This is a genomic window from Pseudomonas sp. XK-1 (assembly GCF_038069885.1).
Lineage (GTDB): Bacteria > Pseudomonadota > Gammaproteobacteria > Pseudomonadales > Pseudomonadaceae > Aquipseudomonas.
Map to the genome: position 1 here is coordinate 531,950 of NZ_JBBPES010000002.1, position 25,078 is coordinate 557,027.

General features: G+C 63.3%; 25 protein-coding genes. 11 read left to right on the forward strand and 14 right to left on the reverse strand.

All coding sequences use genetic code 11. The features are described from left to right. Positions 1–8: 8 nt before the first annotated feature. The 4 genes from rarD to WMW70_RS08125 all read right to left on the reverse strand — a co-directional run bounded on the left by rarD (position 9) and on the right by WMW70_RS08125 (position 3,017). Positions 9–911 (reverse strand): EamA family transporter RarD, encoded by a 903-nt coding sequence (gene rarD / locus WMW70_RS08110; protein WP_341436992.1) that lies wholly within the window; start codon positions 909–911, stop codon positions 9–11. Further along, positions 908–1,783 (reverse strand): carboxylate/amino acid/amine transporter, encoded by an 876-nt coding sequence (locus WMW70_RS08115; RefSeq protein WP_341436993.1) that lies wholly within the window; start codon positions 1,781–1,783, stop codon positions 908–910. The genes rarD and WMW70_RS08115 overlap by 4 nt, the downstream gene beginning before the upstream one ends. A 166-nt stretch (positions 1,784–1,949) precedes the next feature. Next, positions 1,950–2,549: an FMN-dependent NADH-azoreductase gene (locus WMW70_RS08120; protein ID WP_341436994.1), complete on the reverse strand. Its 600-nt coding sequence runs from the start codon at positions 2,547–2,549 to the stop codon at positions 1,950–1,952. Positions 2,550–2,702: 153 nt separating this feature from the next. Beyond that, the gene (locus WMW70_RS08125; protein ID WP_341436995.1) at positions 2,703–3,017 is read right to left on the reverse strand and encodes a 3-phosphoglycerate kinase; all 315 of its coding nucleotides are present in this window, start codon (positions 3,015–3,017) and stop codon (positions 2,703–2,705) included. A gap of 78 nt (positions 3,018–3,095) precedes the next feature. On the opposite strand from WMW70_RS08125, the gene WMW70_RS08130 reads away from it, so the two are divergent. The 4 genes from WMW70_RS08130 to WMW70_RS08145 all read left to right on the forward strand — a co-directional run bounded on the left by WMW70_RS08130 (position 3,096) and on the right by WMW70_RS08145 (position 7,360). After that, positions 3,096–4,022 carry a LysR family transcriptional regulator gene (locus WMW70_RS08130; RefSeq protein ID WP_341436996.1) on the forward strand — a complete coding sequence of 309 codons (927 nt, stop codon included), beginning with the start codon at positions 3,096–3,098 and terminating at the stop codon, positions 4,020–4,022. Positions 4,023–4,037: 15 nt separating this feature from the next. Beyond that, positions 4,038–4,844 (forward strand): alpha/beta fold hydrolase, encoded by an 807-nt coding sequence (locus tag WMW70_RS08135; RefSeq protein ID WP_341436997.1) that lies wholly within the window; start codon positions 4,038–4,040, stop codon positions 4,842–4,844. 12 nt (positions 4,845–4,856) lie between these two features. Then, on the forward strand, positions 4,857–5,411 hold the full coding sequence (locus WMW70_RS08140; protein WP_341436998.1) for a peptidylprolyl isomerase: 555 nt from the start codon (positions 4,857–4,859) through the stop codon (positions 5,409–5,411). A 116-nt stretch (positions 5,412–5,527) separates the two neighbouring features. Next, on the forward strand, positions 5,528–7,360 hold the full coding sequence (locus WMW70_RS08145; protein WP_341436999.1) for an ABC transporter ATP-binding protein: 1,833 nt from the start codon (positions 5,528–5,530) through the stop codon (positions 7,358–7,360). 103 nt (positions 7,361–7,463) lie between these two features. On the opposite strand, the gene WMW70_RS08150 is transcribed toward WMW70_RS08145, so the two are convergent. From WMW70_RS08150 to WMW70_RS08175, 6 genes are all read right to left on the reverse strand, one after another. Beyond that, positions 7,464–7,940, reverse strand: coding sequence for an REP-associated tyrosine transposase (locus WMW70_RS08150; RefSeq protein WP_341437000.1), 477 nt, complete (start codon positions 7,938–7,940; stop codon positions 7,464–7,466). Between the two features lie 103 nt (positions 7,941–8,043). Further along, complete coding sequence (locus tag WMW70_RS08155) at positions 8,044–9,168, reverse strand: GNAT family N-acetyltransferase (protein WP_341437001.1); 1,125 nt, start codon at positions 9,166–9,168, stop codon at positions 8,044–8,046. A 172-nt stretch (positions 9,169–9,340) separates the two neighbouring features. Continuing rightward, positions 9,341–10,684 carry an OprO/OprP family phosphate-selective porin gene (locus tag WMW70_RS08160; RefSeq protein WP_341437002.1) on the reverse strand — a complete coding sequence of 448 codons (1,344 nt, stop codon included), beginning with the start codon at positions 10,682–10,684 and terminating at the stop codon, positions 9,341–9,343. Positions 10,685–10,984: 300 nt separating this feature from the next. Further along, a complete protein-coding gene (locus WMW70_RS08165; RefSeq protein ID WP_341437003.1) occupies positions 10,985–12,094 on the reverse strand; it encodes an NADH:flavin oxidoreductase in 1,110 nt (369 codons plus the stop codon). 54 nt (positions 12,095–12,148) lie between these two features. Beyond that, on the reverse strand, positions 12,149–12,742 hold the full coding sequence (locus WMW70_RS08170) for a TetR/AcrR family transcriptional regulator (RefSeq protein ID WP_341437004.1): 594 nt from the start codon (positions 12,740–12,742) through the stop codon (positions 12,149–12,151). Between the two features lie 215 nt (positions 12,743–12,957). Beyond that, positions 12,958–13,245: a PA4642 family protein gene (locus WMW70_RS08175; protein ID WP_339462283.1), complete on the reverse strand. Its 288-nt coding sequence runs from the start codon at positions 13,243–13,245 to the stop codon at positions 12,958–12,960. Between the two features lie 183 nt (positions 13,246–13,428). Here WMW70_RS08175 and dauA point away from each other — a divergent pair, with 183 nt between their 5' ends. After that, the gene (gene dauA, locus WMW70_RS08180) at positions 13,429–15,171 is read left to right on the forward strand and encodes a C4-dicarboxylic acid transporter DauA (RefSeq protein WP_341437005.1); all 1,743 of its coding nucleotides are present in this window, start codon (positions 13,429–13,431) and stop codon (positions 15,169–15,171) included. A 149-nt stretch (positions 15,172–15,320) separates the two neighbouring features. Here dauA and WMW70_RS08185 read toward each other — a convergent pair whose 3' ends face one another. Further along, positions 15,321–15,878, reverse strand: coding sequence for a hypoxanthine-guanine phosphoribosyltransferase (locus WMW70_RS08185; protein ID WP_341437006.1), 558 nt, complete (start codon positions 15,876–15,878; stop codon positions 15,321–15,323). 247 nt (positions 15,879–16,125) lie between these two features. Here WMW70_RS08185 and upp point away from each other — a divergent pair, with 247 nt between their 5' ends. Both upp and WMW70_RS08195 read left to right on the forward strand, forming a co-directional pair. Further along, positions 16,126–16,764, forward strand: coding sequence for a uracil phosphoribosyltransferase (gene upp / locus WMW70_RS08190; RefSeq protein WP_341437007.1), 639 nt, complete (start codon positions 16,126–16,128; stop codon positions 16,762–16,764). A 2-nt stretch (positions 16,765–16,766) separates the two neighbouring features. Further along, positions 16,767–18,032, forward strand: coding sequence for a uracil-xanthine permease family protein (locus WMW70_RS08195; protein WP_341437008.1), 1,266 nt, complete (start codon positions 16,767–16,769; stop codon positions 18,030–18,032). Positions 18,033–18,083: 51 nt separating this feature from the next. Here WMW70_RS08195 and WMW70_RS08200 read toward each other — a convergent pair whose 3' ends face one another. The 3 genes from WMW70_RS08200 to WMW70_RS08210 form a co-directional block, all read right to left on the reverse strand. Further along, on the reverse strand, positions 18,084–19,418 hold the full coding sequence (locus WMW70_RS08200; protein ID WP_341437009.1) for a spinster family MFS transporter: 1,335 nt from the start codon (positions 19,416–19,418) through the stop codon (positions 18,084–18,086). Positions 19,419–19,565: 147 nt separating this feature from the next. After that, on the reverse strand, positions 19,566–20,588 hold the full coding sequence (gene hemH, locus WMW70_RS08205) for a ferrochelatase (protein WP_341437010.1): 1,023 nt from the start codon (positions 20,586–20,588) through the stop codon (positions 19,566–19,568). 8 nt (positions 20,589–20,596) lie between these two features. Continuing rightward, positions 20,597–21,502, reverse strand: coding sequence for a TIGR01777 family oxidoreductase (locus tag WMW70_RS08210; RefSeq protein ID WP_341437011.1), 906 nt, complete (start codon positions 21,500–21,502; stop codon positions 20,597–20,599). A gap of 194 nt (positions 21,503–21,696) precedes the next feature. On the opposite strand from WMW70_RS08210, the gene WMW70_RS08215 reads away from it, so the two are divergent. The 4 genes from WMW70_RS08215 (at position 21,697) to WMW70_RS08230 (ending at position 25,065) form a co-directional block, all read left to right on the forward strand. Further along, positions 21,697–22,689 carry an NAD(P)/FAD-dependent oxidoreductase gene (locus WMW70_RS08215; protein WP_341437012.1) on the forward strand — a complete coding sequence of 331 codons (993 nt, stop codon included), beginning with the start codon at positions 21,697–21,699 and terminating at the stop codon, positions 22,687–22,689. Next, positions 22,686–22,931: a TIGR02450 family Trp-rich protein gene (locus WMW70_RS08220; RefSeq protein WP_341437013.1), complete on the forward strand. Its 246-nt coding sequence runs from the start codon at positions 22,686–22,688 to the stop codon at positions 22,929–22,931. Before WMW70_RS08215 ends, WMW70_RS08220 begins: the two co-directional genes overlap by 4 nt. A 221-nt stretch (positions 22,932–23,152) precedes the next feature. Further along, on the forward strand, positions 23,153–24,121 hold the full coding sequence (locus tag WMW70_RS08225; RefSeq protein WP_341437014.1) for a YbgA family protein: 969 nt from the start codon (positions 23,153–23,155) through the stop codon (positions 24,119–24,121). Between the two features lie 2 nt (positions 24,122–24,123). Then, positions 24,124–25,065, forward strand: a complete 942-nt coding sequence (locus WMW70_RS08230; protein WP_341437015.1) for a MerR family transcriptional regulator — start codon at positions 24,124–24,126, stop codon at positions 25,063–25,065. The last annotated feature ends 13 nt before the right edge of the window (positions 25,066–25,078 follow it).

Here is a 25,078-nt window from a genome sequence, read left to right on the forward strand (position 1 = left end):
TATCTACCTTACTCAACCGCAAAGGCGCGGCGCTGCTTGAGCAGCACCCGCGTACTGTCCCAGGCAACCAGCAGCACCGCTAGCCAGATCGGCAGGTAGGTCAGCCACTGCGCAACATTGAAGCGCTCGCCGAGAAACACCAGGGCCACCAGAAACAGCAATACCGGCTCGACATAACTGAGAATGCCGAACAGCCCCATCGGCAACAGGCGACTGGCAGCCATCATCGCGGCAAACGCCAGGGCGCTGAGCAGGCCCAGCCCCGGCAACAGCCACCACAGCTGTGGTGCCTGGACAAACACCTGCGGCGGCCCCCAGGCGACGATCATCCAGATCGCCACCGGTGCCATCATCAGCATTTCCAGAACAAAGCCGGACAGTGCATCCAGGCGCATCCAGCGGCGCAGCATAAAATAGGGCGGATAACCCAGCACCGTGACCAGCACGATCCAGGAAAACGCCTGGGTCAGCCAGAGTTCGTGGGCCACACCGAGCAATGCACAGATCACCGCCAGGCGCTGCAAGGGCCGCAGCCGCTCGCCATAGAACACCCGCCCGGTCAGCACCATGGCCAGCGGCAGAAGAAAGTAGCCCAGCGACACCTCGAGCATCCGCCCGGCCAACGGTGCCCAGACAAACAGCGCCCACTGGATGGCCATCATCCCGGCGGCCAGCGGCAGCGCAGCCAGCAGCAGGGGTTCGTGACGCAAGCGCACAAAGGCCCGGCCCAGCACGGCCCACTGGCGCGACAGGGCGACCAGCAGCAGCACCGCGGGAATCGACCAGAGCACCCGCTGGGCGAATACCTGCAGGCCATCCAGAGGAGCCAGCTGCTGCACATAGCCGGGGATCATGGCGAACAGCACCGAGGCCCCGACTGAAAGTGCCACGCCCCGCCCCGATAGATTCATCGCCTCACCTCAAGCGCGGGCCGGCGCGCCATGGCCACCCGCGTCAGCAACAGGGAACCCGCAATCACCAGCCCGCCCACGCCCAGGCGCAGCAGGTCGGCCTCGCGGTTCCACAACAGCAGGTTGACCAGCAACCCCGCCGGCACCAGGGCGTTATTCATCACCGCCAGGGTGCCGCCATCAACCAGGCTCGCGCCCTTGTTCCACCAGTAAAGACCAAGACCAGAGGCAACCAGGCCGAGCCAGAGCAATACGCTCCACTGAGTGGCGTTGGCGGGCAAGCGGGCGGCGTTGCCGAATACGAGAAAGGCAGGCAGCGCCACGGCCAGGGCTCCCAGGTAGAAATAACCGAAGCGCCGGTACTCCGGCATGCTCGCCGGATACCGCGCCAGCAGGTGCTTGTAGAACACCTGGCCGGCGGCGAAGGTGGCATTGGCGATCTGCAGCAGAAAGAAGCCGTAATAGAAGTCGGCGCTGATCTGGTCATAGCGAATCACCGCCGCACCCGCCACCGCCACCAGGGCGGCGAGCAGAGCCCAGGGATTGAAGCGGCGGTTGAAGGCGTCCTCGATCAGGGTCACGTGCAGCGGCGTGAGAATGGTGAAGAGCAGCACCTCGGGCACCGTCAGCACGCTGAAACTCAGGTACAGGCAGACATAGGTCACGCCGAACTGCAGCGCCCCGATCACCAGCATGCCGCGCATAAACCCGGGGGCCACGCCGCGCCAGCGGGTCAAGGGCAAAAACACCAGACCGGCGATGACGATGCGCGTCAGCACGGCAAAATAGCTGTCGACCTGGCCGGCCAGGTATTCGCCGATCAGGCTGAAGGAAAAGGCCCACAACAGGGTCACGATCACCAGATAACGCATAGCCACCTCTCTGCAAGGCGGCGACCTTAGCCTGTCGCGACGCCCCGAACAATCGCCACCCACCGTGGCAACGGCAGATAAAAAAAACCGACCCGCTGCTCGCGCAACGGGTCGGGGAACGGCATCCGGGAGCTGCGGATGCCAGGAGAGTCGATAAGCGCTTAGATCAGATGACCTGGGCGATTTGCCCCTTGGCTTCGCTCAGGCCCTTTTCCATAAACTCGCCGCCCAGGTTGAGGCCTTCGGCATGGATAAAGCTGACATCGTGAATGCCGATAAAGGCCAGCGCCTGACGCAGATAAGGTTCCTGATGGTCCATGGCGCTGCCGGCATAGATACCGCCGCGGGCGGTCAGGACAAAGGCGCGCTTGCCGCTGAGCAAGCCTTGCGGGCCGTTTTCCGTGTACTTGAAGGTCACCCCGGCGCGCAGCACATGGTCGAGCCAGGCTTTGAGGGTGCTGGGAATGGTGAAGTTGTACATGGGCGCGGCCAGCACCAGCACATCGGCGGCCAGCAGCTCGTCTGTGAGGCTATTGGACAGGGCCAGCGCCGCTTGTTCGGCGGTGCTCTGCTGCGCGGCCGGAGTCATCCAGCCACCCAGCAGGTTGGCATCCAGGTGGGGCACCTGATCGATGGCCAGGTCGCGCACCTTGATCTGATCACTCGGGTTGGCGGCCTGCCAGTTGGCAATAAATTGCGCGGTGAGCTGGCGCGATACCGAACCCTGTTGGCGGGCGCTGCTTTCGATTACCAGAAGCTTTGACATGTTGGGTGCTCCATCGCGTAGGGGGTGATGAACGTCGATGGGCACAGAGTAGAGAGGCACAAGCCGATAAAAAAGCGCAAATACCTGCGCCAAGCTATCGATAAAGTTGATTTATACCACCCCCGGGATTAGGCTCGGGAAAACCCCGGCAGGTTATTGCAGGCCGCAGGTCAGCTGGATGCGCAGGCGAATAATGCTGCGGGTGAACTTGACCGTGACATTGCTGCTTTCCCCTGCCGCCAGGCTGACCTTGCGGGTGCGCGGGGCTTCCGGGCCATTGCGAAACAGCGCCGTGCACTGGGCGGCGCTGCTGCCATAGTTGTGCAGCATCAGGGCTCCCATGTTGTGGTCGATTTCCTGGGTGGAAGCCGAGACTTCGGCACCGTTGAACTGTTTTTCCAGTTCGATCGGGTAGGCAAAAACGCTCAGCGGCAAACAGGCGAGCAAGGCGCAACAGAATTTTTTCATGCGGGCAGTCTCCAGCGAAAGACGGCCAGTTTAGGTTGATTGAGCCGGCATTTGCACCTTAGAGGACAGGATAAATCGATGAAAGCCCCACGCGTGACCCTCGACCAATGGCGCACCCTGCAGGCGGTGGTGGACCAGGGCGGTTTCGCCCAGGCGGCCGAAGTGCTGCACCGCTCGCAATCCTCGGTCAGCTATACGGTGGCGCGCATGCAGGAGCAGCTCGGCGTGCCGTTGCTGCGTATCGACGGACGCAAGGCGGTGCTCACCGAGGCCGGCGACGTGCTGCTGCGCCGTTCGCGGCAACTGGTCAAGCAGGCCAGCCAGCTGGAAGACCTGGCCCACCATATGGAACAGGGCTGGGAGGCGGAGGTGCGCCTGGTGGTCGATGCCGCCTACCCCAACGCCCGCCTGGTGCGCGCACTGACCGCTTTTATGCCGCAAAGCCGCGGCTGCCGGGTGCGCCTGCGCGAGGAGGTGCTGTCCGGGGTCGAGGAGGTGCTCAGGGAAGGCACCGCCGACCTGGCCATCAGCGCCCTGAGCCTTCCGGGCTTTCTCGGCACCGAGATGAGTTCGGTCGAGTTTATCGCCGTCGCCCACCCCGACCACGCCCTGCATCGCCTGCAACGCGAACTGACCTTTCAGGACCTGGAAACCCATATGCAGGTGGTGATCCGCGACTCCGGCCGCCTGCAGCCACGGGATGTCGGCTGGCTCGGCGCGGAACAGCGCTGGACGGTCGGCAGCCTGGCCACCGCGGCGACCTTCGTCGGCAACGGACTGGGCTTCGCCTGGCTGCCGCGCCACCTGATCGAACGGGAACTCCAGGACGGGTTGCTCAAACCCCTGCCATTGGATCAGGGTGGCAGCCGCAACCCGCTCTTCTATCTTTATTCGAACAAAGACAAACCCCTGGGCCCAGCGACCCAGATCCTGGTCGATTTGATCCGCCGCTTCGATGCCGCGCCGTTGAATGCAGCCTTTGCCGCCCCCCTGCCCTCGGCCTGATAAGGAGTTCGCCAGATGTCCTATTTCAATCACGATGGCTGCCAGCTGCACTACGAAGAGTACGGCCACGGCGCGCCCGTGCTGCTGGTTCACGGCCTGGGCTCAAGCACCCGCGACTGGGAGTATCAGATCCCCGACCTGGCGGCCCACTACCGGGTGATCGCCCTCGATGTACGCGGCCACGGCCGTTCCGACAAACCGCGCGAGCCTTACAGCATCGCCGGTTTTGCCGAAGACACCATCGCCCTGATCGAACACCTGAACTACGGCCCGGTGCACCTGGTGGGTATTTCCATGGGCGGGATGATCGGCTTCCAGGTCGGCGTCGAACGCCCCGACCTGCTGAAAAGCCTGTGCATCGTCAACAGCGGCCCGGAAGTGAAAGCGAAAAGCCCGCGCGACTACCTGGAAATCGCCAAGCGCTGGACCCTGTCGCGCCTGCTCAGCCTCGACACCATCGCCAAGGGCCTGGGCCGCCTGCTGTTTCCCAAGCCCGAGCAGGGCGATCTGCGGCGCAAGATCGAGGAGCGTTGGCCGCAGAACGACAAGCGCGCCTACCTCGCCAGCCTCGACGCCATTATCGGCTGGGGCGTACGCGAACGACTGGCAGCCATCACCTGTCCTACCCTGGTGATTGCTGCCGACCGCGATTACACCCCGGTGGCGCAGAAGCAGGCCTATGTCGATGAACTGCCCAATGCCCGTCTGCTGGTGATCGACGACTCGCGCCACGCCACCCCGCTGGACCAACCCGAACGCTTCAACAGCAATCTGCTGGCCTTCCTCAGCGAAGTCGAGCAGGCTGCCCCCACTGCCCAATAAGGACCCACACGCATGTTGAAAACCCTCACCCTCGCCGCCTGCTCCCTGTTGTTCGCCACCAGCCTGCTGGCCGCGGATAACCCGAAAGTGCTGCTGACCACCAGCCTGGGCGAAATCGAAATCGAACTGGAAGCCACCAAGGCTCCGATCAGCACCGCCAACTTCCTCGGCTACGTGGACAGCGGCTATTACGCCGGCACCCAGTTCCACCGGGTGATCCCGGGCTTTATGGTGCAGGGTGGCGGTTTCGATGCGCAGATGCAGCAGAAGGACACCCAGCCCTCGATCAAGAACGAAGCCGACAACGGCCTGCACAACGTACGCGGCACCCTGGCCATGGCCCGCACCCAGGTGCGCGACTCGGCCACCAGCCAGTTCTTTATCAACCATCAGGACAATGCCTTCCTCGACCACGGTTCGCGCGACTTCGGTTACGCGGTATTCGGCAAGGTGGTGAAGGGCATGGACGTGGTCGACAAGATCGCCCAGGTGCCTACCGCCAACCGTGGTGGCCACCAGAATGTGCCCCGCGAACCGGTACTGATCCTCGAAGCCAAGCGCCTCTGAGCCACCCCGCAGGGTGGGCATGTTGCAGATGCCCACCCTCCTCATCCGCGCCACACCCGCCCCGGCAAACTCGCTAGAATCAGGCTCTTCCCCTCGACCTGGGCAGGATGCCTGACATGCTGTTTCGCCGCTTCGAAAGCCTGATCGACGTATTCAAACCCAGCCCCGACGTTGAGCCGCCGGCCGGCATGCTGGCCTTCTACGCCCACTACCTGCGCCAGGTCTGGCCGCTGATGATCGCCGTGCTGGTGGTCGGTTTCGTCGCCGCCCTGATCGAAGTGGCGCTGTTCAGCTTTCTCGGCCAGCTGATCGACATGACCCAGACCACCCCCAGTGGCGAGTTCTTCCAGCAACACCAGGGCACCCTGTTGTGGATGCTGCTGGTGGCGCTGGTCATCCGCCCGCTGGTGTTCGGCCTGCACAACCTGCTGACCCACCAGACCATCAACCCCGGCCTGACCAACCTGATCCGCTGGCAGAACCATCGCTATGTGCTCAAGCAGAGCCTGGGCTTCTTCCAGAACGACTTCGCCGGGCGCATCGCCCAACGCATCATGCAAACCGGCCCTTCGCTGCGCGACTCGGCCATGCAGGTGGTCGACGCCCTCTGGCACGTGACGGTGTATGCCGCCAGCGCGCTCTACCTGTTTGCCGCCGCCGACCTGCGCCTGATTGCCCCCCTGCTGCTATGGATCATCGGCTACTGCGCGGCGCTCTGGTACTTCGTGCCGCGGATCAAGGAGCGCTCCGCGCAAGCCTCGGCGGCGCGCTCGAAAGTCATGGGTCGGGTGGTCGACGGCTACAGCAATATCGCCACCCTCAAGCTGTTCGCCCACACCCAGGTCGAGGAGCACTACACCCGCGACGCCATCCAGGAGCTGCTCGGCAAGGTGCTCCTGCAATCGCGCATCATCACCACCCTGGATTTTCTGGTGACCTGCCTCAACGGTATGCTGATCGTCGGCACCGGCGCGCTGGCCCTGTGGCTATGGAGCCAGGCGCTGATCAGCACTGGTGCCATCGCCCTGGCGCTGGGCCTGGTAATCCGTATCAACGGCATGGCCGAATGGATCATGTGGGTGGTCAACGGCATCTTCGAGAACGTCGGCACCGTGCAGGACGGCATGAAAACCATCGTCCAGCCGCGCCAGGTGCTCGACCAGGAACAGGCCAAGCCGCTGCAAGTCAGCCGCGGCGAGGTGCAGTTCGACGATATCCACTTTCACTACGGCAACAGCCACGGAGTGATCGGCGGCCTCAGCCTGAGGGTGGCACCCGGGGAGAAGATCGGCCTGGTCGGCCCTTCCGGCGCGGGCAAATCGACCCTGGTCAACCTGCTGCTGCGCCTCTACGACCTGGAGAGCGGGCGCATCCTGATCGACGACCAGAACATCGCCGAGGTGGCTCAGGAAAGCCTGCGCGCGCAGATTGGCATGGTCACCCAGGACACTTCGCTGCTGCACCGCTCGATCCGCGACAACCTGCTCTATGGCAAGCCCGATGCGAGCGAGGATGAATTGCTTGAAGCCGTGCGCAAGGCCCGCGCCGACAGCTTTATCCCGTGCCTCGACGACGGCCAGGGCGGCCGCGGCTTCGACGCCCAGGTCGGCGAACGCGGGGTCAAGCTCTCCGGCGGCCAGCGCCAACGCATCGCCATCGCCCGCGTGCTGCTCAAGGACGCACCGATCCTGGTGCTCGACGAAGCCACCTCGGCGCTGGACTCGGAAATCGAAGCGGCGATCCAGGAAAGCTTGGATACCCTGATGCAAGGCAAGACCGTGATCGCCATCGCCCACCGCTTATCGACCATCGCCCGCATGGACCGCCTGGTGGTGATCGACCAGGGCCGCATCGTCGAAACCGGCAGCCACACTGAGCTGATCGAACGAGGCGGCCTCTATGCGCGGCTCTGGCAGCACCAGACCGGGGGGTTTGTCGGGGTGGAGTGATCGCCTGGTCGCCGAGACGCCACTCCCCCAGTAGGAGCGGGGGGGACGCCCAGTTCCATGGCCGCGAAGCGATATTGAATACACCAACCGTCACCGATCCGGATCAAAGCCAGATGGCATTCCAGAACGGATAATCCCCGATCCGCTTGACCAACCCCGCTCGCAGCGGATTGGCCACGATATAACGGGCGACGGCTTGCAGATCGTCCTCTTCGCGCAGGGCATGATCGTGAAAGGCTTGCGACCACAGCGACCCCATTCGATTCAGGGTGCGATTGGTGTGGCGGGAACTGGCGGATTTGAGCCGGCCAATCACATCGCCGAGGTTGTCGACCTCGCCAAGCTGAAGCAACCAGTGCGCATGGTCCGGCATCAACACCCAGGCCAGCATGCGGCTTCCTCTGAGCAAGGCGGCGTCTTCGAAACAACGAGCGGCCGAGCACGCCGCAGGAAAGTGGCTGAACAGCGGTTCGCGATTTTGAGTTGTTGTGGTGATCAGATAAGCCGTATTGCAGATAGATGCACGGCCATTGCGTAATGCTGCGTGCCCTGGTTTCCGGTAGCTGTAACGCTCGTCCATAAGCGTTCTCCTTGAGAAATTCGCGGGCATGGCCCGCTCCTACGTCGAGGATAGACTGACAACACGCTGTTTTTGTAGGAGCGGCCCATGGCCGCGAAAAATCTCAGTTCTGGCGGTACGGCAGTAGCTCGCGGGCCTGTTCGACATAAGCGCGGATGCCGTGCTGTTCCTCGACGAGGAAGTTCGCCACGGCATCGCGCAGGCCTGGATGGCAGAGGTAATGCCAGGAGTGGGTGATCACCGGTTCAAAGCCGCGGATCAGCTTGTGCTCGCCTTGGGCACCGGCATCGAAACGCTGCAGTCCCTGGGCAATCGCATAGTCCATGCCCTGGTAGAAACAGGTTTCGAAGTGCAGCCGATCGAACTCGGCCAGGCAACCCCAGTAGCGCCCGTACAGGCTGTCGCCACCGACCAGACTAAAGGCCATGGCCACCGGGCGGCCGGCCTGATGGGCCAGCACTACGCGAATCATCTCGGGCATGCGCTCGGCCAGCAGGCTGAAAAAGGCGCGCGTCAGGTAGGGTGACTGGCCGCGCACGCGGTAGGTATTGGCGTAGCACAGGTAGACGAAATCCCATTCCAACTCGCTGAGCTGATGGCCCTCACGCCAGTCAAACTCGATGCCCTGCCCCGCCACTTGCTCGCGCTCTTTGCGCATCTGCTTGCGCTTGCGCGAACTGAGGGCGTCGAGAAAGTCCTGGAAATCCCGGTAGCTGCGGTTGTGCCAGTGATATTGGCAACCGAGGCGCTGTAACCAGCCGTCGCGGCCCTGCAGCAGGGCATCGTCGGCCGGGCTGGTGAAGTTGATATGCAGGCTCGACAGCCCCTGCGCTGCCAGACTTTCACTTAGCCTATCGAGCAACTGCCCGGCGGCCAGCGGCTCGCCAAGCAGGCGCTGCCCGGTCACAGGGGAGAAGGGAATGGCCCCGAGCAGCTTGGGGTAATAGTCGATACCGGCCCGGTGGCAAGCATCGGCCCAGCCATGGTCGAACACGTACTCGCCGTAGGAATGGCTTTTCACATAGGCCGGCATGGCGGCCAGCAGCTGGCCCTGCTCACCCGGCAGCACCGCATGAGCCGGCTGCCAGCCACTGCGTCCGCCAACACTGCCACTGTCCTCCAGCGCAGAGAGAAAAGCGTGGCGCAAAAAAGGTTGCACCTCGGTCAGCAGGCCATCCCACTGGCTGGCGGCAATCTCATGGATGGAGTTCAGGCGGGTCGGCAACATCGTCAGCTCGGCGAGTCGGGCAAGGCTGCACTATAGCGTCAGAGAGCCCGCATGACGCTATGGGCGAACGCGCGCAGATCGAGCCGCAGGCCAGGCGGGAGATAAATCGCGACGAAAAAAGCCCCGCACAAGGCGGGGCTCAAAGTAAGGAGCAGCGATTAAGCGGTGTTGCTTAGAATACGTACTGCAGGCGGCCTACGATGGCCTGGCCGTCGTCTTCCACTTTGTAAGTCTTGCCATTCTTGGTCAGGCTGGCAGAGGTATTGACGTTGTCTACTTCGTAGTCAACGTAGTTCAGGCTCATGCGTACAGCAGGAGTAGCGAAGTAGTTGACACCGACGACCATGGCGCTGGCTTCGAACTCATCGCTGGTATCTGCAGCCACGATGCCAGTCAGGCCCAGGTTGCTTGGAATGGCGTTCGCATCGGAGTCAACCTCGGTGTTCTCATAACGAGCGAAGACTTCCCAGGTGCCTTTCATATCGGTCGGCTTGTCCCACTTGCCATCGCTGCCTTTGTAACCACGAGCTGCGCCGAACATGTAGGAAACCTGCGCGGTGTAGCCGCTCAGATCCGCATCGGAATCAGCACCGAGATCTGTTTCACCAGAGATGCTGCGCTGGAAGTATTCAGCCTGAGCACGAAGGCCACCGAACTGAACACCCGACTCCAGCAGCCATTCGCTGTCTTTGTCTGCCACATCCACATCAGCGAAAGTCAGACGCATATCGTCATCGCTGCGAATGCCCATACGGGTACGAGCGCGGGCACGGTCGTCGTCCGAGCTGCTGTCGTGGTAGTTGGCAGCCAGGTGGACAACGTCAGTACCGTTCAGATACGGAGCCCAGTGAGCGCGCAAGGTGTAACCGAACAGCTCGTCGTTGCCATCGGTTTCGTAGTTGTTGTTGTTGTCGCTTTCATCGTAGGTCGCAACCTGGGCCATGAGGCCGTAGTTGTCGCCGGAGTGTTTGACGTTCACACCAAACTGGGCGTCTTCATCACCGTGGAGAAAGTCGTACATAAATGGGCGTTCGATGGCGGTGATCCACGACGAGCTGGTGGTGCCCTCCAGGCCGTAATCAACACCGAAGCGGCCAATGGTCACATCGACCACTTCCAGGCCAGTGTAGGTGACATAGGCACGATCGACATCGGTACCATCTGCGAAGCCGTCATAGGACAAACGCACGCCCCAGCCCCAGTCCTTGTAGGCCACACCTTCCAGACCGATTTCACCGCGACGGATGTAAGTGTTGAAGGTGTCGTCGAACGGTTCGTTCTGGCGAGCAGCCATCAGGCCATCGAAGTTGGTGGCATCCCACTGCAGCTTGCCGCCCAGCTTGAAGCTGAATTCTTTGTCGGTGGTGGCCACTTCCAGGCCGCCCTTGGTCTTGATCACGAGATCGGTACCGTCGGTGGTAACGGTGCCGGCGAAAGCCTGGGCGGAAACGGCCAGAGCCAGAGCGCTGGTTGCGAAGCCGGCCATTACTCCACGAAAGCTGTGCTTACGGATCATCGAAGATTCCTCTAATAAACTTTTAGTGTTGAAAACACCCGAGCGCTGAGGGCTCGTTCGTGCTGGAGGGAATCTTGGCGGCGGGATATTTCAGCGCCGTTGCCGATATATAAATATTTGATGACACGGGAACTTTTTACTTCGTTTGCATATAAGCAGCCGCAGCCGGTGGCCCGCGGAAAACTCCCCCGGCCGTTACGCCACCCAGCCGCGGCAATTGTGCAGACGAAAAAAAGCCCCGATGTGCCGGGGCTTGAGAGGTAACGCGCCGTTTTGCGGCGCGTACGATAAAGCGGGAAATCAGACCAGGCTGGTCAGCGCCTCACGACTAAACGGCAGAATGTCCTGCTCGCGGCCATCGCGTACTTTTACTGCCCAATCCGGGTCGACCAGCAGCGCGCGGCCTACGGCCACCAGGTCGAACTCCTGCTTGTTCAGGCGCTCCAGCAGGTTTTCCAGGCTGGCCGGCTGGGCCACCTTGTCGGTGTTGACCATAAACTGGAGGAACTCGCCATCCAGGCCGACACTGCCGACGGTGATGGTTGGCTTGCCAGTCAGCTTGCGCGTCCAGCCCGCCAGGTTCAGCTCGGAGCCGTCAAATTCCGGCTCCCAGAAACGCCGGGTCGAACAGTGGAAGATATCCACGCCGGCGTCAGCCAGCGGCTTGAGGAAAGCTTCCAGCGCTTCCGGGGTTTCCACCAGACGGGCGCTGTAGTCCTGCTGCTTCCACTGCGAGAAGCGGAAGATGATCGGGAAGTCCGGGCCCACCGCGGCGCGCACGGCCTGGATCAGCTCGATGGCAAAACGCGAGCGCTGCGCCAGGTCACCACCGTATTCGTCAGTGCGCTGGTTGCTGCCGGCCCAGAAGAACTGGTCGACCAGGTAGCCGTGGGCACCGTGGATTTCCACGCCGTCCATGCCGATGGCTTTGGCATCCTTGGCGGCCTGGGCGAAGGCGGCGATCACTTCCTTGATATCGTCCTGGGTCATGCCGTGCACAACCACGTTGCCCTCTTTAATCTTCTCGCTCGGGCCATAGCCTGGGACGCTGGCGTCCGGCTCGGTGCCCAGCTTGCGCACATTGCCCACGTGCCACAGCTGCGGAACGATCTTGCCGCCCTCGGCGTGCACCGCCTCGACCACCTTCTTCCAGCCAGCCAGGGCGTCTTCACCGTAGAAACGCGGCACGTTCGGGTAACCGTTGGCAGCCTTGTGGCCAACCGTGGTGCCTTCGGTGACGATCAGGCCAACGCCAGCAGCAGCGCGGCGACGGTAGTACTCGATGACCTTGCTGTTGGGTACGCCACCCGGGGAGAAGGAACGGGTCATCGGCGCCATGACCACACGGGTCGGCAGCTCCAGGTTGCCCAGGGTAAAGGGTTGGAACAGCGCTTTAACGGGATCGGTCATCATCGTTCCTCTAGCCGGCCTGGCGGCCGGTCATGGTTAGTCGAAGGTTGAATGTCAGGCCTGCAACAGCAGTTGCAGACGTTGGATAAAGTCTTCCAGCACCCGGGTGTTGCTCGACACCTTGAGCCGGGTCAGCGCGCCCTGCCAGGCATTGGCAATAAAGCTCGCCAGGTTGCGGCAATCCTCGTCGGCCGGTAGTTCGCCGGCCGCCTGGGCCTGTTCCAGGCAACCCTGAAGGATGTCCGCCGAGCGCTGCAGGATTGCATCGACCTGTGCGCCCAGGATCGGCGACAGCTCGGCCATCTCGAAACTCAGGCTGCCAATAAAGCAGTGGTATTCCAGACGTTCCTGGCGAGCGAAGTGCTCCACCAGTTCGGCGTAATAACCGAGGATGCGCTCGCGCGGACTCAAGACCGGATTAGCCAGGGCTTCGGCATATCGCGCCAGACGCGGCTGATAGACCTGCTGCAGGGCCTGCAGGGCAAAGTCTTCCTTGCTGGCGAAGTAGTGATAGAAGGAGCCTTTCGGCACCCCCGCCGCCTGAACGATCTCCTGCACGCCAGCACCGTGATAACCACGACGGGTCATCACCTCGGCACCTTTGGCGAGGATCAGGTCACGCTTGTCGAGTCGGATGCTTGAGTTCATGCCGGGCAGAATATGACCGGTCGTCTCCCCCGCCCAGCACTATTGATTTGCGTGATTAGTAGCAAGAAGTTGGGCGGGTAATTTGGCGACCATACGATTTCGCGGGCATGGAACTAGGCCCGCGATAGCTGAGAAGCGACAACAGAATGGAGCGCAGCGCTCTATATGGAGCAAAACGCGAAGCCTGGCCAAATGGGCGGCCTGGCGGAGGGGGATCAGCCGCGGGCGGCCTTGATCACTTCAATATAGGGCTCGGCAAAACGCTGGTCCTGGATCAGGGCGATAAAGTCGTTGCCCTGGGCATCCTTGGCGTTCAGGTCGTAACCGGCGGCGACGAAGAAGTCGACAAAGCGTGCGAAGTCGTCGATGCGCAGGCCGCGGTAGGCCTTGACCAGCTTGTGCAGCGAGGGCGGCGTGGCATCGGCCGGCTCCACGCTGAGGAACAGCTTGATCGGCTCGTCACCGATTTCTTCGCCAATCACCTGTTTCTTGTCTTTGCGCATCATCAACTCCAACATACCGGGCCTCGGGGGCCGGCAGTTTACCCCCGGCGCGGGCCAGGGCTCAACGCATCGCCAGCCAGCCAAACTTTTTAGCATGGCCACGGGGCTCGGAATAGCCGACTTAGGTCACCTCTGAGCCGCCGCAGCAGCTCCTATACTTCCCCTATCCACCACGGAGTCATCATGTCGCTGCCCTTACCGCCGCTGTTCGCTGCCTGGCGTCAAACCCTGCGTGCCGGCTACTCCTGGCGCGCTCTGCGCGGCGACCTCGGTGCCGGCCTCACCGTCGGCATCATTGCCATTCCCCTGGCCATGGCCCTGGCGATTGCCGTGGGCGTGCCGCCGCAACACGGGCTGTATACGGTGCTGGTGGCCGGCAGCCTGATCGCCCTGTTTGGCGGTTCGCGCTTCAATGTCAGCGGCCCGACCGCGGCCTTTGTGGTGATACTGCTGCCGATCACCCAGCAATTTGGCCTCGGCGGCCTGCTGCTGTGCACCCTGATGGCCGGGCTGATTCTGATTGCCCTGGGCCTGATGCGCGCTGGCCGCCTGATCGAATTTATCCCCTACCCGGTGACCCTGGGCTTTACCGCCGGGATCGGCATCGTGATCGCCACCCTGCAGTTCAAGGACCTGCTCGGCCTGAGCCTGGCCGGTCAGCCGAGCAACTATATCGAGCAGCTGCAGGGGCTGTGGCAGGCCCTGCCCAGCCTGCAACTGGGCGATAGCCTGGTGGCCCTGGTGTGCCTGGCGGTGCTGCTGATCTGGCCGCGCTGGGTGCCCAGGGTGCCGGGGCATCTGGCGGCGCTGGCGCTGGGTGCCCTGCTCGGCCTGCTGCTGGAAAGCCTGCAGATTCCAGTGGCGACCATCGGCGAGCGTTTCAGCTACAGCCTGGAGGGTGTCGAGTATCCGGGCATCCCGCCTTTTTTGCCCAGCTTCGCCTGGCCCTGGCTGCTGCCCGGCCCCGACGGACAACCGCTGGCAATCAGCTTCGAACTGTTCCGCCAGCTGCTCGCCCCGGCCTTTGCCATCGCCATGCTCGGTGCCATCGAGTCGCTGCTGTGCGCGGTGGTCGCCGACGGTATGACCGGCAGCAAGCATGACCCCAACGGCGAACTGATCGGCCAGGGCCTGGGCAATCTGCTCGCGCCCTTGTTTGGCGGCATCACCGCCACCGCTGCGATTGCCCGCAGCGCCGCCAATGTGCGCGCCGGTGCCTTTTCGCCCCTGGCGGCGATTATCCATTCGGCCGTGGTACTGGTCGCCATCCTGTTTCTCGCGCCGCTGTTCAGCTACCTGCCGATGGCCGCCCTGGCCGCCCTGCTGCTGATGGTGGCGTGGAACATGAGCGAGGTGCGGCATGTGCAGCACACCCTGCGCATCGCCCCGCGCAGCGACGTGCTGGTACTGCTGACCTGCCTGATCCTGACCGTACTGTTCGATATGGTGCTGGCGGTGGGGGTCGGTCTGCTGCTGGCGGCGGGGCTGTTTATCAAGCGCATGAGCGACCTCACCGACACCGAGAGCCTGCCCCGGGACTTTCACCAGGCCCTGAGTGATCTGCCTGAGCATGTGCTGGTGTACGCCATTCGCGGCCCGCTGTTTTTCGGCGCGGCGGAAAAGGCCCTGAGCGTGCTGCGCCGCTTTACCCCGGGGGTCAGGGTGGTGATCGTCGATATCAGCGCTGTACCGCTGCTGGATATGACCGCCCTGGCGGCGCTGGACAACGTGCTGCGCGACTACCGCGCCCAGGGCGTCGGCCTGATCCTGAGTGGCCCGGTGCCCCATGTGCGCCTGCAACTAAGGCGTGCCGGCATCCAGCGCGTCGAAGGCCATCTGGCCTATGTGCACGACCTTGCCCAGGCCCGGGAAAAGGCCCTGCGCTGGCTGACGCCCAAGGCCGATGAGGGATCAGAGGTCGTGTAGCCCGGATGCAATCCAGGGAGATTTAGCGCGGCATAAAACGCTCCCGGTATTGCATCCGGGCGACGATAGAACAATGCAGATTCGAGGCCTGTATGCAGACTCGGTGCGCACAGCGCCCCCTACAGAGGCAGCCCCCTACCGAGCAGCTTTTACAGGCCCTTTACCGCGTAGATCCCCGGCGCGTTGCGCCAGTAGCCTTTGTAATCCATGCCGTAGCCAAACACATAGCGATCGACGCAGGACATGCCGACGTAATCAGCCTTGAGGTCGGGGCGCGCCTTGCGGTCGTGGGTCTTGTCTACCAGCACGGCGATGCGCACGTTCCTGGCACCGGCATGCCGGCAAAAATCGATGATTGCACCGAGGGTGTGCCCCTCATCGAGGATGTCATCGATGATCAGCACGTCGCGGTCGATAAAGGAGATTTCCGGCTTGGCCTTCCAGAACAGCTCGCCGCCGCTGGTCTCGTTGCGATACCGGGTGGCGTGCAGGTAGGACAACTCCAGCGGAAAGCTGAGCTTGGGCAGCAGCTTGCCGGAGAAGATCAGCCCGCCATTCATCACGCAGAACACCACGGGATTGCTCTCAGCCATCTCGCTGTTGATGGCCGCCGCCATGGTGTCGATAGCCACCTCGACCTCGGCATTGCTGTACAGGCAATCGGCTTCGGCCATGACTTGGCGGATGTGCGCGAGATCGACGGACATGCTGTTTCCTCTTGGAAGCGGGACGACACGCAGCAGAAAAGCTGATCGATGCGTCAAAATAAAAGCCGGCAAAGGTACCCATCTGCGGCAGGCAGAGCAAGGGCTTATAGACAAACAGGGCAAATTGTCGGCAACAGACGAAATTTAGACGCTAATTGCCGATTTCACCCGGCCCCGAGGCAGCAATTGGAATCGCCAATGCTTTAATCTAGGCCAGTTTTCTACCCGTCCTGCCGGAGACCCCGCCATGCCCATCCTCGAGATCCGCCACCCGCTGATCCGCCACAAGCTCGGCCTGATGCGCCGCGCCGATATCAGCACGAAGAATTTTCGCGAACTGGCCCAGGAAGTCGGTGCGCTGCTGACCTACGAGGCGACCAAGGATCTGCCCCTGGAAAACTGCGAGATAGAAGGCTGGTGCGGCACCGTGCAGGTGGAAAAGATCTCCGGCAAGAAGATCACCGTGGTGCCGATCCTGCGTGCCGGCATCGGCATGCTCGAAGGCGTGCTCAGCCTGATTCCCGGGGCCAAGGTCAGCGCCGTGGGCGTGGCGCGCAACGAGGAAACACTGCAGGCGCACACCTACCTGGAAAAACTGGTGCCGGAAATCGACGAGCGCCTGGCGATGATCATCGACCCCATGCTGGCCACCGGCGGCTCCATGGTCGCCACCATCGACCTGCTGAAAAAAGCCGGCTGCAAGGAAATCCGCGCCATGGTCCTGGTGGCCGCCCCGGAAGGCATCAAGGTGGTCAACGACGCACATCCGGACGTGACCATCTTCACCGCCTCCATCGACCAGTGCCTGAATGCACACGGCTATATCATTCCCGGCCTCGGCGATGCCGGTGACAAGATCTTCGGCACCAAGCAGAAGGACGCCTGAACATGCAGGATCATATGCAGGACGCCACCTGGCGTCAGGCCCTGGCCGGCTCGCAGATGCTCTTCGTAGCCTTCGGCGCGCTGGTGCTGATGCCGCTGATCACCGGCATGGATCCCAACGTGGCGCTGTTTACCGCGGGGCTCGGCACCCTGATCTTCCAGCTGGTGACCAAGAACCAGGTGCCGGTGTTTCTCGCCTCCAGCTTCGCCTTTATTGCCCCTATCCTCGCCGCCAAGGCCGACTTCGGCCTGCCCGCCACCCTCGGCGGCCTGGTAGCCGCCGGTGTTGCCTATATGCTCCTGGCCGGCGCGGTGAAGCTCAAGGGCACCGGCTTTATCGACCGCCTGTTGCCGCCAGTGGTGATCGGCCCGGTGATCATGGCCATCGGCCTGGGCCTGGCCCCGGTGGCGGCCAATATGGCCATGGGCAAGGCCGGCGACGCCAGCGCGCAGCTGGTGCCCTATGACATCGCCCTGATGATTTCCCTGCCGGCGCTGCTCACCACCCTGATCGTTGCGGTGGTCGGCCGCGGCATCTTCCGCCTGATCCCGATTCTCTGCGGGATCTTCGTCGGCTATGGGCTGGCCTGGCTGCTCGGTGTGGTCGACTTCAGCCCGGTGGCCGCCGCGCCCTGGCTGGCCGTGCCGAATTTCATCGCCCCGGAACTGCACTGGGGGGCCATCCTGTTTATCCTGCCGGTGGCCATTGCCCCGGCCATCGAGCATATCGGCGACGTGCTGGCGATCGGCACCGTCACCGGAAAGAACTACCTGAAACAGCCGGGTCTGCACCGCACCCTGCTCGGCGACGGCCTGGCCACCTCGGCCGCTGGCCTGCTCGGCGGACCGCCCAATACCACCTACTCGGAAGTCACCGGGGCGGTGATGCTGACCAAGAACTTCAACCCCAAGGTGATGCTCTGGGCGGCGGTGATCGCCATGACCCTGGCCTTTATCGGCAAGTTCGGCGCGGTGCTGCAGAGCATCCCGGTGCCGGTGATGGGCGGCATTCTCTGCCTGCTGTTCGGCTCCATCGCCGTGGTCGGCCTGAATACCCTGATCCGCCACCAGGTTGACCTGTCCGAGGCGCGCAACCTGGTCATCGTTGCGGTCACCCTGGTGTTCGGCATCGGCGGCATGGTCATAGGTGCGGGCGACGTTAGCCTGAAAGGCATCTCCCTGTGCGGCATCATCGCCATCGCGCTCAACCTGCTGCTGCCGGGCGGCAAGGGCTGGCGCAGCAAGGCCCTGAGCGAAGAGCAGGTCTGATACCTGCATGGCCTCTGGTGCACACCGCGCACCAGAGGCCATGGCCGCTCCTCAAGCCGGCGCGGCCGCCCACTGCTGCAGGCGCACCACACTCTCCCGATAGGGTTTGAGGCTCATGCTCAGCAGCACGATGGAGCTGAACACGGCGATGCTGGTAACGATCAGCAGCGAGTAGCGCAGCGCCATGTCGTCGCCGAACACATAGTCGGTCACCAGCGCCACTGCGGTCGGGCCTATGCCCAGGCCGATCAGGGTGATCACGAACAGGTAGATCGCCGAGGCCTGGCCGCGCATCGAGTTGGGCATGATTTCCTGGATTGCCGCCGGAGCCACGCCGAACGGCATGCTCAGGAAAAACACTGCCGGCGCGGTCAGGATCGCAGCCCAGAGTGCCGTTTCCATCAGCGGGAAAGCCAGCACACAAGGCACAGCGCCGATGGCCGCGTACAGGCCGACACGCATATTGGCGTCGCTGCTACCCCGCTTGGCCATCCAGTCGGCCAGGCGACCGCCGAAGACGATGCCCAGGCAGCCGAACACCGCAACAATACTGCCGTAGACGATGCCCACCTGGCCGGCGTCCCAGCCGTAGGTGCGGATAAAGAAGGTCGGAATCCAGGCCGCACTGCCATAGCCGGCAAAGGCCAGGCCGGCGAAGCCGAAGTTATGGCAGAGCACGGTGCGCTTGTTGGCGCGGATATAGCGGCCGACATCGGCCAGCGGCACCGCGACGCCAGCACCGACGCCACGCCGGGTCGGCTCCTTGACCGCCAGCATCAGCAGGGTAAACAGCACCCCGGCCGCGCCGAGGATCAGGAAGATCAACTGCCAGGGCCGCACCTCGCCAACGATTGGCAGCAGTACATCGCCCTGGGCCGAGGCGAACTGGATCACCAGACCGCCGAGCAGAAAGGCCAGACCCGAGCCCAGATAAACCCCCATGGAATAGACGCTGATCGCCGTGGCGCGGCGCTCGGCGGGAAAGCTGTCGGCGATCAGCGAGTAGGCCGCCGGCGATAGCGCCGCCTCGCCCACGCCAACGCCGATGCGGCAGATCAGAAACTGCCAGTACAGCTTGGCCAGGCCGCAGGCGGCGGTGGCCGCGCTCCAGAACAGCACGCCGAGGGTGATCAGGCCACGACGGCTCCTGGTATCGGCCAGCCGCCCCAGGGGAATCCCGCAGACGGTGTAGAACAGCGCGAAGGACAGGCCCATCAACAGACTCATCTGCGTATCGCTGATCATCAGGTCGCGGCGGATCGGCCCCACCAGCAGGTTGAGAATCTGCCGGTCGATAAAGGACAGCACATAGGCCACCATCAGAATGGCGACAGTGGCCCAGGCGCGGGTACTGGAGGGATAGCCGTTATTGTTGTTGTGAGGCACTGGCAGTCTCCTCGGCAGCACAGGTGCGCTGCACGACGGTTGAAAGAACTGCCAGCTTAGGTCGATATACAGGGCGATGAGTATCGCCCGTAGGTGTTATCAGTCAGGCGAATGCAAGGCATCCTTTCGAGCTAATGCCTGCCCGCTTCAAAGCATCAAGGGTGCCCGCTCGCTCAGTACTTTTAGCGCCGCCACCCAGCTTGGGTGGTCGTTCAGGCAGGGCACCAGCTGCAGGCTTTCGCCACCGGCCTCGATAAACTGCTCGCGGCCACGGTCGCCGATCTCCTCCAGGGTTTCGATGCAGTCGGCGACAAAGGCCGGGCACATCACCAGCAGCTTCTTCACCCCCTGCCCGGCCAACTCCTCCAGGCGGCTTTCGGTATAGGGCTCGATCCATTTGTCCCGGCCCAGGCGCGACTGGAAGGACACCGACCACTGCTCCGGGCGCAGCCCCATACGCTGGGCAAAGGCGTGGGCACTGCGCATGCACTGGGCGCGATAACAGCTGGCCAGCACCTCGGGGGGTGCGCTCATGCAGCAGTCCGGGCCCTTGAGGCAGTGCTTGCTCGGGTCGAGCTTGCGCAGGTGGCGTTCCGGCAGGCCGTGGAAGCTCAGCAGCAGGTGATCGAAGTCCTGCTCCAGGTAAGGTCGGGCGCTATCGGCCAGGGCCTCGAGGTATTCGGGCTGCTCATAAAAAGGCGGCAGAATCGAAAAGTGGATCGGCAGCTTGTGCTCGCGCACCACCCGCCGCGCCTCCTCGATCACCGTGGTGGTGGTGCTGTCGGCAAACTGCGGATAGAGCGGTGCCAGGGTCACCTGCTTGATGCCCTGGGCGGCCAGACGCTGGAGCACCGTCTCGATCGACGGCTCGCCATAACGCATGGCCAGCTCCACCGGGCCCTGGCCCCACTGTGCCTTCATGGCTTCCTGCAGACGCTTGCTCAACACCACCAGGGGCGAGCCCTCCTCCCACCAGATCGAGGCATAGGCGTGGGCCGAAGCGGCCGGGCGCTTGATCAGGATCAGCGACACCAGCAAGCGCCGCAGCGGCCAGGGCAGATCGACGACATAAGGGTCCATCAGAAACTGGTTGAGGTAGCTGCGCACATCGGCGACTTCGGTGGAGGCCGGCGACCCCAGGTTTACCAGCAGCAATGCGTTATCGGTCATGCGCAATCCTAGTCAGGTTGGCCCAGCAGATCCGCCAGGGCCACATCCAAATGAGTGAAACGAAAACTGAAACCTTCGGCCTGCAGGCGCGTCGGCAAGGCGCGCTGGCCGCCGAGCAGCAGCTCGGACAACTCGCCCAGGGCCAGACGCAAGGCAAATGCCGGTGCCGGCATAAACGCCGGACGGTGCAGCTCGCGGCCCAGGGCCTGGCTGAACTCGCGGTTGCGTACAGGCTGCGGCGCGCAGGCATTATAAGGACCGCGGGCCTGCTCCTGCTGCAGGAGAAAATCAATCAGGGCGATTTGGTCGCTGATATGGATCCACGGCATCCACTGCCGGCCACTGCCCAGAGGGCCGCCCAGGCCCAGCTTGAACGGCAGCAACAGACGCTTGAGAAAGCCACCGTCGCGGGCCAGCACCAGCCCGGTGCGCAGCAGCACCACACGGATGCCCAGCTCTTCGGCGCGCAGTGCGGTTTCTTCCCAGGCACCGCACAGTTGCGCGGCAAAATCGTCGGTGACCTGAATCGAGTCTTCATGCAGCTCACGCTCGCCGCCGTCGCCATACCAGCCCACCGCCGAGCCGGACAACAGCACCCGGGGTTTCTGCTCGCGGCTCGCCAACCAGGCCAGCAACTGTTCGGTCAGGGTAATGCGGCTGGCCCACAGCAACGCCTTGCGCTTGCGCGTCCAGGGCCGGTCGGCAATCGGCGCACCGGCCAGGTTGACCACGGCATCCAGCGGTTCCTCGGCCAGTTCCTCAAGGCGCGCGATGCCGCGCACTCCTCTCCCGCACAGGGCCTCGACCTGCTGCGGCGTGCGGCTCCATACCGTCAGCTGATGGCCCTGCTGTGCCCAGTGCCGACACAGCGCGCGCCCGATCAGACCGGTACCGCCGGTTAGAAGTATGTGCATGGCATCGTCCTCGCATGGCCTGGCAGTGAATATGCGCAATATCAAGTTTTATGACCGGCGTGCCTTTATTACGGCAGCCAGTTGTCTTAACTATAGGTAGGCGCGATTGCAGCCACACATCCTATACATAAAATCGATATTGTATAGCTTCTGTCTAAAGCGTAGCCTAAATGGTCTGGAGCACGAGGTAAGCCATGACAGCCATCAACCCCATCGCCATCATCGGTACCGGCATCGCCGGGCTGTCCGCAGCCCAGGCTCTGCATGCCGCCGGACATGCGGTGCAACTGTTCGACAAGAGCCGTGGCAGCGGCGGCCGCATGGCCAGCAAGCGCAGCGACGCTGGCGCACTGGATCTGGGCGCACAGTACTTCACCGCCCGTGACCGCCGCTTCGTCGAGGTGGTGCAACAGTGGCAGGCCCGCGGCTGGGTCAGCGAGTGGACGCCCAGCCTCTACCACTTCGACAACGGCCAGCTCAGTGCCTCGCCAGACGAGCAGACACGCTGGGTCGGCAGCCCGCGCATGAGCGCCATCACCCGGGCCATGCTCGGGGCCTTGCCGGTGCATTTCTCCTGCCGCATCACCGAAGTGTTTCGCGGCGAACAGCACTGGCACCTGCAGGATGCCGAAGGCAACAACCACGGTCCGTTCAGCCATGTGGTAGTGGCCGCCCCCGCTCCCCAGGCCACCGCCCTGCTGTCCAGTGCACCGAAGCTGGCCGGCGCGGCGGCCAGCGTCGCCATGGACCCGACCTGGGCCGTGGCCCTGGCTTTTGACAGCCCGCTGGAAACCAGGGTCGAAGGCTGCTTTGTACGCGACAACCCGCTCGACTGGCTGGCCCGCAACCGCAGCAAACCCGGGCGCGACACCGCCAAGGACACCTGGGTGCTGCATGCCAGCAGCCAGTGGACCAAGCAGCATCTGGATATGCCCAAGGAAGAGGTGATCGAGCAACTGCATGGGGCCTTTGCCGAACTGATTGGCTGCGCCGTGCCGGCACCGGTTTTCAGCCTGGCCCATCGCTGGCTGTATGCCCGCCCGGCCACGGCGCACCAATGGGGGGCCCTGTCCGATGCCGGTCTGGGCCTGTATGCCTGCGGCGACTGGTGCCTGTCGGGCCGCGTCGAAGGCGCCTGGCTCAGCGGCCAGGAGGCCGCCCGGCGCCTGCTCGAGCACCTGCAATGAGCACTCAGGCGCGCACTGCGCCAGCCAAGCGCCGACTAAATCCGCGCAAGCTGCTGCTGTCGAAATGGACGGCAGCACAGCCACTGAATCGTGAGAAACATTTCCTGGTCACCGAACTCTTCTGTGATGAAGAAGGCACTGTGCTGCAGGTCGAATTACAGGCGGTACTCAGCCAGCGCAACCAGCGCCTGGATTGGCAAGCCCTGGAAAATACCCAGCACTGGCTGATGGGCTGGAAGTAAGCCCCACCGCCCAGCGGCCGGTCCCTGCCGCATAAAGCCCCTCCCGTCTGCCCTCACCTCGAACGCCAAGGCCCAAGCGTAGGGGGTGTTTCGCTGCGCCATCCGGCCGATTCCAGTACATAAGCTGTACAAAACATTTGACTTGTACAACAACAAACCTATGATGAACACAAGTTGTACACGCATCACAGCATGTACAAGACGCCATCAGAGGTCGCGCCATGAACACGCCCCAGATCACCGCCACCAAACCCAGACTCGCCATCAGCGCCTGCCTGCTAGGGGCCGAAGTACGCTACAACGGCGGCCATAAGGAATCGCGTTTGTGCAGCCGCACCCTCGCCGAATACTTCGAGTTCGCCCCGTTGTGCCCCGAAGTGGCGATTGGCCTGGGCACTCCTCGCGAGCCTATCCGTCTGGTCGGCGATCCACAGGCCCCCCGGGCAGTGGGCACGGTCAACCGCGAGGTGGACGTGACCGCCCCCCTGGCCGCCTACGGCGAGCGCATGGCCGGCGAGCTGGGCGATATCTGTGGCTATATCTTTATGCAGCAGTCGCCGTCCTGCGGCCTGCACCGGGTCAAGGTCTACCAGGACAACGGTCGCCCCAGTGAACCTCAGGGCCGCGGCATCTTTGCCCAGGCCTTCTGCGCCCGCCATCCCGACCTGCCGGTCGAGGAAGACGGTCGCCTCAACGATCCGATCCTGCGCGAGAACTTCATCACCCGCGTGTTTGCCTACTCCGAGTGGCAACAACTGCTGCGCGAGGGCCTGACGCGCAAGCGCCTGATCGACTTCCACTCGCGCTACAAGTACCTGCTGATGGCCACTCATCCGCAGCAGTACAAGAGCCTGGGGCGCATGCTCGGCAACCTCGCTCAGCACGACATCACTGAGCTGGCTCCGCGCTATTTCAGCGAACTGATGAGCGCGCTGAAAAGCTGCGCCACCCGCAGCACCCACAGCAATGTGCTGCAACACATCAGCGGCTACCTCAAGCAAGCGCTGAGCAGCGCAGAGAAGCAGGAAATGCAGCAACTGATCGGCCAATACCGCCAGGGCGTGGTGCCGCTGGTGGTACCCATGACCCTGCTCAAGCATCACTTTCGCCGTCACCCCGACCGCTATATCGCGCAGCAGGTCTACCTGCAGCCGCACCCGGAAAACCTCAGCCTGCGCAACGCCCTCTGATCATGGACGAACTCACCCACAGCCACGCCCCCGCCGGCGACGATTACCAGACCGCCATCGCCCAAGGCTTTATGCCGATCCGCGATGTGGCGCGCATCACCGGGGTCAACGCCGTCACCCTGCGCGCCTGGGAACGCCGCTATGGCCTGATCGTGCCGCACCGCACGCCCAAGGGCCATCGCCTGTATTCCGCCGAGCATGTGGCCCGGATCCAGGCGATCCTCACCTGGCTCGGCCGCGGAGTCTCGGTCAGCCAGGTCAAGGGGCTGCTGCGCAGCGGCCAGCCGGCGTTCGCTGAGGCCAGCTCGCAGTGGGAGGAAAAACGCCAGCGCCTGCAGGAGAGCATCTGCAACCTCAGCGAGCGCCGCCTGGACGACTGCTTCAACAGCGAACTGGCGCTCTATCCGCCGCACACCCTGTGCCAGCAACTGCTGATGCCGCTGCTGGAAGAACTGGAACTGCGCTGGCGCAACCAGTTCGGGGCCCAGGCCGAGCGGGTGTTCTTCTACTCCTGGCTGCGCAGCAAGCTGGGCGCACGCCTGTACCACAACAACCGTCAGTACAGCGGCGCGCCGTTGCTGCTGATCAATGTCTCCGACCTGCCCATGGCCCCTGGCATGTGGCTGACCGCCTGGCTGGCGAGCAGCGCCAACTGCCCGGTGGATGTCTTCGACTGGCCGCTGTCGCCGGCCGAACTGGCCCTGGCGGTGGAACATATCCAGCCCCGCGCGGTGCTGCTGTATTCCAGCCAGGCGCTCAATACCAATCACCTGCAACGCTTGCTGGCCGGCTACGACTGCCCCTGCCTCATCACCGGTCAGGCGGTGCAGATTCATCAGCAGGAGCTAAGCGGCATGGCCGACCAGAATCCCGATCTGAGCCTGGCCGCCGATCCGCTGGCCGCGCTGCAAATCCTTACCGACTTGAACCTGCTGAACAGCTGATGGGACATACCAT

What these genes read in the sequence shown, in the direction of transcription:
- WMW70_RS08225 (WP_341437014.1), top strand. Translation starts at nt 23,153, where the DNA reads ATGAACACGCCCCAGATCACCGCCACCAAACCCAGACTCGCCATCAGC.
- upp (WP_341437007.1), top strand. Translation starts at nt 16,126, where the DNA reads ATGCCCATCCTCGAGATCCGCCACCCGCTGATCCGCCACAAGCTCGGC.
- WMW70_RS08120 (WP_341436994.1), bottom strand. Translation starts at nt 2,549, where the DNA reads ATGTCAAAGCTTCTGGTAATCGAAAGCAGCGCCCGCCAACAGGGTTCG.
- WMW70_RS08195 (WP_341437008.1), top strand. Translation starts at nt 16,767, where the DNA reads ATGCAGGATCATATGCAGGACGCCACCTGGCGTCAGGCCCTGGCCGGC.
- hemH (WP_341437010.1), bottom strand. Translation starts at nt 20,588, where the DNA reads ATGACCGATAACGCATTGCTGCTGGTAAACCTGGGGTCGCCGGCCTCC.
- rarD (WP_341436992.1), bottom strand. Translation starts at nt 911, where the DNA reads ATGAATCTATCGGGGCGGGGCGTGGCACTTTCAGTCGGGGCCTCGGTG.
- dauA (WP_341437005.1), top strand. Translation starts at nt 13,429, where the DNA reads ATGTCGCTGCCCTTACCGCCGCTGTTCGCTGCCTGGCGTCAAACCCTG.
- WMW70_RS08155 (WP_341437001.1), bottom strand. Translation starts at nt 9,168, where the DNA reads ATGTTGCCGACCCGCCTGAACTCCATCCATGAGATTGCCGCCAGCCAG.
- WMW70_RS08220 (WP_341437013.1), top strand. Translation starts at nt 22,686, where the DNA reads ATGAGCACTCAGGCGCGCACTGCGCCAGCCAAGCGCCGACTAAATCCG.
- WMW70_RS08175 (WP_339462283.1), bottom strand. Translation starts at nt 13,245, where the DNA reads ATGCGCAAAGACAAGAAACAGGTGATTGGCGAAGAAATCGGTGACGAG.
- WMW70_RS08160 (WP_341437002.1), bottom strand. Translation starts at nt 10,684, where the DNA reads ATGATCCGTAAGCACAGCTTTCGTGGAGTAATGGCCGGCTTCGCAACC.
- WMW70_RS08145 (WP_341436999.1), top strand. Translation starts at nt 5,528, where the DNA reads ATGCTGTTTCGCCGCTTCGAAAGCCTGATCGACGTATTCAAACCCAGC.
- WMW70_RS08185 (WP_341437006.1), bottom strand. Translation starts at nt 15,878, where the DNA reads ATGTCCGTCGATCTCGCGCACATCCGCCAAGTCATGGCCGAAGCCGAT.
- WMW70_RS08130 (WP_341436996.1), top strand. Translation starts at nt 3,096, where the DNA reads ATGAAAGCCCCACGCGTGACCCTCGACCAATGGCGCACCCTGCAGGCG.
- WMW70_RS08230 (WP_341437015.1), top strand. Translation starts at nt 24,124, where the DNA reads ATGGACGAACTCACCCACAGCCACGCCCCCGCCGGCGACGATTACCAG.
- WMW70_RS08215 (WP_341437012.1), top strand. Translation starts at nt 21,697, where the DNA reads ATGACAGCCATCAACCCCATCGCCATCATCGGTACCGGCATCGCCGGG.
- WMW70_RS08140 (WP_341436998.1), top strand. Translation starts at nt 4,857, where the DNA reads ATGTTGAAAACCCTCACCCTCGCCGCCTGCTCCCTGTTGTTCGCCACC.
- WMW70_RS08125 (WP_341436995.1), bottom strand. Translation starts at nt 3,017, where the DNA reads ATGAAAAAATTCTGTTGCGCCTTGCTCGCCTGTTTGCCGCTGAGCGTT.
- WMW70_RS08210 (WP_341437011.1), bottom strand. Translation starts at nt 21,502, where the DNA reads ATGCACATACTTCTAACCGGCGGTACCGGTCTGATCGGGCGCGCGCTG.
- WMW70_RS08135 (WP_341436997.1), top strand. Translation starts at nt 4,038, where the DNA reads ATGTCCTATTTCAATCACGATGGCTGCCAGCTGCACTACGAAGAGTAC.
- WMW70_RS08170 (WP_341437004.1), bottom strand. Translation starts at nt 12,742, where the DNA reads ATGAACTCAAGCATCCGACTCGACAAGCGTGACCTGATCCTCGCCAAA.
- WMW70_RS08150 (WP_341437000.1), bottom strand. Translation starts at nt 7,940, where the DNA reads ATGGACGAGCGTTACAGCTACCGGAAACCAGGGCACGCAGCATTACGC.
- WMW70_RS08165 (WP_341437003.1), bottom strand. Translation starts at nt 12,094, where the DNA reads ATGACCGATCCCGTTAAAGCGCTGTTCCAACCCTTTACCCTGGGCAAC.
- WMW70_RS08115 (WP_341436993.1), bottom strand. Translation starts at nt 1,783, where the DNA reads ATGCGTTATCTGGTGATCGTGACCCTGTTGTGGGCCTTTTCCTTCAGC.